The organism is Draconibacterium sp., assembly GCF_041583095.1.
Taxonomy (GTDB): Bacteria; Bacteroidota; Bacteroidia; order Bacteroidales; family Prolixibacteraceae; genus Draconibacterium.
The window spans coordinates 1-8,354 of the sequence record NZ_JBFHGM010000220.1; the positions used below are offsets into that span (position 1 = coordinate 1).

The 8,354-nt window shown below is 41.5% G+C and carries 5 protein-coding genes; 4 read left to right on the forward strand and 1 reads right to left on the reverse strand.

The window, feature by feature from the left end; translation table 11 throughout:
* The coding region (locus ABZB17_RS17075) for an acyltransferase family protein (RefSeq protein ID WP_372651882.1) at positions 1-1,116 on the forward strand (1,116 nt) is incomplete at its 5' end.
* A gap of 36 nt (positions 1,117-1,152) precedes the next feature.
* Positions 1,153-4,161 carry a glycoside hydrolase family 3 N-terminal domain-containing protein gene (locus ABZB17_RS17080; protein ID WP_372651884.1) on the forward strand — a complete coding sequence of 1,003 codons (3,009 nt, stop codon included), beginning with the start codon at positions 1,153-1,155 and terminating at the stop codon, positions 4,159-4,161.
* Between the two features lie 150 nt (positions 4,162-4,311).
* Here ABZB17_RS17080 and ABZB17_RS17085 read toward each other — a convergent pair whose 3' ends face one another.
* Positions 4,312-6,366, reverse strand: a complete 2,055-nt coding sequence (locus ABZB17_RS17085) for a helix-turn-helix domain-containing protein (RefSeq protein ID WP_372651886.1) — start codon at positions 6,364-6,366, stop codon at positions 4,312-4,314.
* A gap of 236 nt (positions 6,367-6,602) precedes the next feature.
* Between ABZB17_RS17085 and ABZB17_RS17090 the strand changes: the two genes are divergently transcribed.
* Positions 6,603-7,169 carry an ankyrin repeat domain-containing protein gene (locus ABZB17_RS17090; protein WP_372651888.1) on the forward strand — a complete coding sequence of 189 codons (567 nt, stop codon included), beginning with the start codon at positions 6,603-6,605 and terminating at the stop codon, positions 7,167-7,169.
* A gap of 21 nt (positions 7,170-7,190) precedes the next feature.
* The gene (locus ABZB17_RS17095; protein ID WP_372651890.1) at positions 7,191-8,279 is read left to right on the forward strand and encodes an acyltransferase family protein; all 1,089 of its coding nucleotides are present in this window, start codon (positions 7,191-7,193) and stop codon (positions 8,277-8,279) included.
* Positions 8,280-8,354 lie beyond the last annotated feature (75 nt).

The window sequence follows — 8,354 nt, forward strand, 5'->3', positions numbered from 1 at the left end:
CGATTGATGAAAACAGCAAAAAGGTATCTGGCTCTTGATGTTCTGCGCGGTTTAACCATAGTGGCAATGATTACGGTTAACAATCCCGGCAGTTGGTCATACATCTATCAACCACTTAAACATTCGGCATGGAACGGGTGTTCACCTACCGACCTCGTTTTTCCTTTTTTCCTTTTTATTGTGGGAATTTCCATGTACTTTTCATTTTCAAAGTACGGAAATACCTTAAATCACGAATCGTTTAAACGCCTGGCAAAAAGAACAATTCTAATTTTTGCCATCGGTTTGTTTCTCAATTCATTTCCGCAATGGGCCAAAGATTTCTCAAAACTAAGAATACTGGGTGTCCTTCAGCGTATAGCCATTGTTTACGGAATAACGTCGTTAATAGTACTCGCGGCAAAAAAATCGTGGTTGCCATACATTTCTGCCGCCATACTTTTATTGTATTGGGGTGTACTGTTTTACTTTGGTAACCAAGCTCCTTTTAGTTTGAAAGGCAATGCAACAATAGCTTTCGACCGGACAATTCTCGGAGAAAACCACATGTATCATGGTTTTGGCATTCCGTTCGATCCTGAAGGCCTGTTAAGCACCATTCCGGCAATTGTAACAGCATTACTGGGTTATATGGCGGGTGCCTTCATCCATAAAACTGAAGAGACAAAAATCCCGCGTTGGCTTTTTCTTGGCGGGCTGGCTGGTATTGCTGCAGGATCAGTGTGGGGATTGGTTTTCCCTATCAATAAACCACTTTGGACAAGCTCCTATGTGTTGTATACTGCAGGCTGGGCTTCGGTTGTACTGGCAGCACTCATTTGGATCATCGACATAAAATCGCACAAAAAATGGACATCCTTTTTTGTGGTTTTCGGAATGAATCCATTGTTCATTTTTGCTCTTTCGGGCTTATGGGCTAATACCTTAACAAGGGTAATTAAATTCACGAATGGCGAGGAACAAGTAACCAATGGATACAGCTGGCTTTATCACCAGGTATTTGAACCACTGGCAGGACCGCTAAACGGCTCGCTACTGTTTGCACTCACGCATGTTGCCTTTTTCTGGCTGATTGCCCGAATCCTCTACCAAAAGAAAATATTCATAAAAGTTTAAACCGTCATAAATTCTATTTTTTAACAGCATACAGAAATGATCTGGAACATCAAACAAATAGCTTTATTACTCCTTATTCTCATTGCATTCCGGGGAACAGCCATGGCACACACACAGCCTACTGAAACCGGCAAAAAACATTGGGTAGATTCTGTATTTCAATCTTTATCAGCCGAGCAGCGCATAGCTCAGTTAATATGGGTAAACACCGCGGCTGATAAAAACATAGCCGACCAGCTAAAAGTAGCTGAGCTGATTAAAGAATTCAATCTCGGTGGTGTGATTTTTTTTACCGGCGATCCGGTTAAACAAGCTGAACTTACCAATTTTTATCAGGCTTCGGCGCAAACGCCGCTGTTTGTAGCCATGGACGCTGAATGGGGAGCCGGAATGCGACTTCCCGATGTAATGCCTTTTCCATACAATATGTTGATGGGCGCCTCACACAATCCGGAATTGATAAAACAGGCCACCACCGAAATGGCCAAACAGATGAAACGTTTGGGCGTTCAGGTTAGCCTTGGCCCCGTTGTCGATATAAACACCCAACCACTAATTCCAATTATCGGGATGCGTTCGTTTGGCGAATCACCCAAACAAGTTGCAAACTGTGGTATTGCTTATATGCAAGGCTTACAGGAAAATAATATCCTGGCCATTGCCAAACATTTCCCCGGACATGGAGATACACAAACTGATTCTCACCTTACCCTTCCGCTGGTTCCATATTCGCGCGAACGACTGGATTCGGTTGAGTTGTATCCGTTCAAAGAATTGACAAAAAAAGGCGTTGCCGGTGTGATGAGTGCCCATTTGAATGTTCCGCAGTTGGACAGTACAAAAGGAATTCCATCCAGTCTGTCGACAAAAATTCTTAACGGAATTCTTCGCGATGAATGGAATTACCAGGGGCTGGTAGTTACCGATGCTATGAATATGGCCGGTGCCAAAAGTTTTGGCGCTCCTGGCGAAATTGAAGCGCTGGCGCTAAAAGCCGGTAATGATGTTATTGAATTTCCGAAAGATGTGGAACTAACCATTGCCGGAATCAAAAAAGCAATTGAATCTGGTTTGCTAACACAAGAAGAAATAGATTTTAAATGCCGGAAAGTACTGGCTGCAAAATACGATGCAGGCTTAAACAAGCCAGCTCCGGTTTCGCATGTTAATCTCATGGAGGAATTAAACACCCCTCAGGCCGAACTGGTAAAAAGAAAACTAATTGAGGCCTCCTTAACACTTCTGGAAAACCACAACAATGTCATTCCGCTAAAAGGCCTCGACACCTCAAAAATCGCCTGCCTGACTGTTGGAGAAACAGCAGAAACTCCGTTCCAATCAATGCTATCGAAATACACAAAAACGGATAACTTTTTCCTTCCCGAACAATTCACAGAAGAGGAGTTAAATGCAGTAAAAGCAAAACTTAAGAATTATAACCTGGTAATTGCCGGCCTGCATTTGTATGAAAGCAAAACCAGACGGTCGATGCAGGTGGGCAGCCTGCAAAAGGCAAGACCCAAAAGGCCTTATGGTCTAACTAACGAAACCGAAAATCTGCTGCACTATTTGTCGAATAACAAAAAGTCGATCGTTGTATTCTTTTCCAGTCCGTATGCTTTAACAGAAATCCACAATTTCACTCCTCCGGCCGGTTTGATAATGGCCTATCAAAAAGACTCGCTGGTGCAGGAATTAGCGGCTCAGCAGATTTTTGGAGGTATTGGAGCATCAGGGAAACTTCCGGTAAGTCTTGGCAACTACTATAAAATTGGCGACGGATTAAACATCGACATGGCTGTTCGTATGAAATACACCATTCCTGAAGAAGTTGGAATGAACAGCACACGATTAAATCACCGTATCGATTCGCTTGTTAGCGATGCCATTGCTAAACGGGCAACACCGGGCTGCAGCGTATTGGCGGCAAAAGATGGTAATATAGTATTCCGAAAAACCTATGGTTATCACACCTACGACAACCGTATTCCGGTTTCGGAAAACGACCTTTACGATCTGGCTTCGGTAACCAAAGTAACGGGTGCGCTGGCCGCCGTACTCAAACTTACCGACGAAGGAAAAATCAATATAAACGATAAATTCTCAGCTTACTGGCCCGACTGGAAAAAACGGTTGTTTCATTCGTCGGATAAAGAAGATTTGGGCTGGCGCGAAATTCTGGCACATCAGGCCGGATTGATTCCCTACCTTAATTACTGGTCGGAAACAGCAAAAGACGGGCAGCTAAAAAACAGTTGGTATTCCGTTCAAAAAACAAACGATTATCAACTGGAAGTTGCTCCGAACCTGTTTCTAAAAAACGATTTTAAGAAAAATATCTACAAGGATATCCGGAAATCGAAATTAAATCCTCCGGGCAAATATGTGTACAGCGGTTTATCATTTCTTCTTATTCCTGAAATCACAGAAAATCTTTCGGGACAAGCTTACACTGATTTTTTAGATGCCAATTATTACCACTCGCTAGGAGCGTACAACATTACCTACAATCCATTAAATAAATTTCCAAAAAGCCGCATTGTTCCAACAGAATACGATTCGTACTACCGGAAACAGCAGGTTCAGGGTACGGTACACGACGAAGCTGCGGCCGTATTTGGCGGTGTGGCAGGTAATGCCGGCCTTTTTGCCAATGCCAACGATCTGGCAAAACTAATTCAGATGTACATGCAAATGGGTACCTACGGCGGTGAACAATATTTGAGTCCGACAACCATGAAAGAATTTACACGTGTTCAGTTTCCGGAAAATAACAATCGCCGGGGATTGGGGTTTGACAAACCACTGCTGAACAACAACGAACTTAGCCCGGAACAGACTTATCCTTGTCTGGGAGCGAGCCCTGAAAGTTTCGGGCATTTCGGTTTTACCGGGACATTGGTATGGGCCGATCCTACTTATAACCTGGTTTACATCTTCCTAAGCAATCGTGTTTACCCAACCCGCGAAGAAAATATGCTTGGAAAACTGAATGTTAGAACCAACATTTTACAGGTGTTTTATGATGAAATTAGTGAGAATTGAATAAGAGATGCATACCGATCCAAATTTTGCGGGTAGATAAAAACCACACAATCGTTTTTCTTTTCTATGGAAAAGTTGTGTGTTTGCAATATTGATAATTAAAAAAGTTTTTGCGAGTTAGCTGATTTCCAATAAATACAGATCAAATTCTTATATCAATCCCTTTTCTTCCAGTACTTTTTCGATGATCTCATGATTTTTCCAAAACCGATCTTTTATCTTTTGAAGCGTTTTTCGGTATTCCGGATTGTTTTCCATGGGTTTCAAAATCGGATCTATATCCTGGAAAACTAAAATCCAGTACTGGTAATTATCCTGTGTTGCAAAGATTTTAAGCTGTTCGATCGCCTCCTCGTATTTCCCCTCATAAGCATACATTACCGCCATGCTCGCACTTTTATAAATCGATTCATCGTTTTTGCAATAGGCCTTATAATTCTCGAGAAACTTAGAAGCCTGTTCCTGCAAACCCATCTTCTGATATACCCAGGCAATTTTAATATCCTCCTGCGGATAAATATTCAATCCGTATTGGTCGCGGGCTTCAACAAACTTTTCGAAATAATAAAAGGCACTGTCATAGTGTTCCTGGTAAAAATAAACTTTTGCCACTTCCTGCAAAAGATCCAGCCGGGTAGTATCCTTGCGCCACTCCTTAAGCATTAATTTTTTGGTCCGCTCTGCATCGCCGTCTTTAGCGTACAAAATATAAGTTTTCACCAGCGGTGCATAATAATTCTCAGGATTGAAGTCCAACGATTTCTCGATATAAGTAGCCGCCTCATCAACAAAACCATTTTGAATAAGTGCATTACTCAGGTGCAAATAGATGAAACTTTTACCAATAGAATCGTTCGCTGCAATATCAAGCTGAATACCTTTTAGCGCATACTCCAGGTATTTCGCGGTGTTAGGAATTACGCGGGCATATAAATCGGCGAGCATCTGCACCACCGCCGACGAGTTGGGATTATACTCCAGCGCTTTTTCAAGGTGCGGCAGTGCCAACTGATACTCCTCCATCTGCATATAGTAAAGTGCCTTGGCAATAAGGCTTTCGGCGGAACGTGAGTCGTAAAGCAGCGCTTTATCAGCAAAATTGTTGATTTCCTCAGTGTATTGTTTTTCCTTTTGGTTCACATCGAGAAAGTAATAGGAAATAGCAACATTAGCGTAAGCCAGCGCAAACTCACCATCCTCGTCTATTGCTTTCTCAAACAAAGAAATCGCCTTCTCCAGATTCTCCTGCGTTCGGTTATAATACAAGTTAAGTGCCTGCAAGTAATAGTCATAGGCCTCTAAATTTTCTGTCGGTATTTTCTCAATTTGTTTTAACTCGGCAGGCGTAACAACGGCTTCAATGGCACCGGCGATTTTTCGCGCCACTTCATTCTGAAGCGCAAATACATCATCCACTTCACGGCTGTACTGTTCGCTCCAAATTGGCCGGTCGGTGGCCGCTTCAATCAACTGAATATTCAGCAAAACCTGGTTCCCAAAACGTTGGCCACTTCCCTCTACCAGGTAATTTACATTCAATTCTTCTGCAATTTCCGGAATAGCTTTATCGGTATCGCGATACTTTGCTACCGAAGTCCGGCTAACAACACGCAAATCGCCAATTTTCTGCAGGTTGTTTAATGTCGATTCCATGAGCCCGTTCACAAAATACAGGTTCAACGAATCGCTGCTTTCGTTTACAAAAGGCAACACGGCAATCGATTTCTCCAATTCAACCGGAGTCTCGTTTTTTCTGCTGAGAAGTAAAACCGATACAACAATTACGACGATAACCATCGCCCCAATTCCATACCATTTGTATTTTTTGAAACCACTTTCCTGAACATCTTCGTTCTCTTCCCGTATTACTCCTTTCCGCACTTCGCCGGGAGAATACCCATATTGTTCGCGAAAGCATTTAATAAAATACGAGGTATTACCAAAACCAACCTGGAACGAAATTTCGGCTACCGTTAGTGAGGTATGTTTTAGCAGTTCCAGGCCTTTTGTTACACGAACCTGACGGATAAACTGACTTGCCGAAAGCTGAGTATGTGTTTTTATTTTTCGGAGCAAACTGGAACGGCTCATATTCATGAGATCTGCCAATTCGGAAACGCCAAATTGCTCATTCGCGATATTCTCAAGAATGATCGCTTCTGCTTTTTCGATAAAATCTGCTCCAAAAATTGATGTGTCCGACATGCTGAATTTAATTGACCCGAAAGTAGAAAAATTTATGAAAATGCAGACGTAAAAAAGCCCGCTTGCTTCAAATGTGGCATTATTGCATCATAGTTTTTATACCCGATTCAAACTTAACACTTATCGCTGCATATGGTTTAAATCAAGCGTTTGCGATTGGCTCATCTTTGTACAAACAATTTTCAAAATCAAAAACATTAAAATTTTAAAAGATGAAGACACTAAAAAGAATTTCAATGAAAACCGTAGTAAACTTTTCGTTCATTTTACTTTTAATATTAACGTCGTGCGCCAATTCAGGAAGTGATAATACTGGAAACAGTACAAAAGCAAAATCGACAGTTGAGAAGCCCAAAATCGGCATGCAAGAGGCAATAATGTCGAACAACATCGAAGCCATAAAACAACACATTGAGGCAGGAAGCGATATTAATTTAAAAGACCAGATGAGTGGTTCAACACCCTTAATTTCGGCGGTGTCGTTTGGCAGAAAAGAAATTACCAAAGCATTGATTGATGCCGGTGCCGACCTGAACCTGAAAAACAACGACGGATCGACTGCCCTGCATTCTGCTGCCTTTTTCTGCCACCTCGAAATTATGCAAATGCTTATTGATGCAAAAGCCGACAAAACCTTAAAAAACAATTACGGCGCAACTGCCCGCGAATCAGTTTTGGCTCCGTTTGCCGATATGAAACCTATTTACCAAATGATGCAGCAACAATTAGGGCCACTCGGCATAACCATCGATTTAGAGGAAGTGGAAAAAAACCGCCCTGTAGTTGCCATGATGTTGCAGTAATCAGTTTAAAGTTAAATGAAAATGAAAACAGAAAGAAGATACGATATTGATTGGTTGCGCGTGTTGGCAATTGGCTTATTACTGATTTACCACATTGCTATCGTTTTTCAACCGTGGGCCATGTTTGTTGGCTTTATAAAAAGCAACGAACCTCTTGAGAATTTATGGAGACCGATGACACTGCTTAATGTTTGGCGAATTCCGCTCTTGTTTTACGTATCGGGAATGGGTTTATATTTTGCTATGCGAAAACGAAACTATTTGCAATTACTAGGCGAACGTACACGCCGAATTCTGGTTCCACTAATTTTTGGGACGCTGGCTATATCTCCGCTTCATTTTATCATTTTTCAGAAGTTCTACAATTTGCCTTTAGGTTATTACCCGCATATGGGACATTTGTGGTTCCTCGGAAACATCTTTGTTTATGTGTTAGTACTTACGCCTTTGTTTTTTTACCTGATGAAAAACAAGGAAGGAAAATTCAGAAAAGCACTGTCTGCTTTAATGAAAAATCCATTTGGACCTTTAGTGTTATCAGTATTTTTTATTGCCGAAGCTCTGTTAGTGAAACCTCAAATCTTTTCTGTATACGCCGAAACATGGCACGGCTTTTTTCTTGGATTGCTGGCCTTTTTCTTTGGTTTTCTGTTTGTTTACAGCGGACAACAATTTTGGCAAACCGTATCGAAATGGAAATGGCTCTACCTTGGCTTAGCTGTGGTTTTATACGTCATCCGCGTGCAGCTATTCGAAACCAATTCGCCTGCTTATCTAATGGCAATCGAATCAAACTGCTGGATATTTGGCATCTTCGGTCTGGGTTATCAATACCTTAACAAACCAAGTGCCGCACTCAGTTATTTAAGCCAGGCTGCTTATCCTGTGTACATAATTCATATGTTTGCGTTATATGCAGGTTCACTGCTAATTTTACCAACGCAGCTGCCGCCAATGGCTAAATTTGCTGCAGTATGCGCATTTACTTTTGTTACTTGCTATGGCATTTATGAATTTATGATAAGAAGGATTGGTTTTTTACGACCACTGTTTGGATTAAAACCAAAAGTCAACAAATTAGAAAAGAAACTGTTACAGGAAGCTGTATAAGAAACTTCACTGAGAATAAAATTGCTAGAATGAAAAAGAAACACACAATACTAATTATCCGAATAATGCTATTGA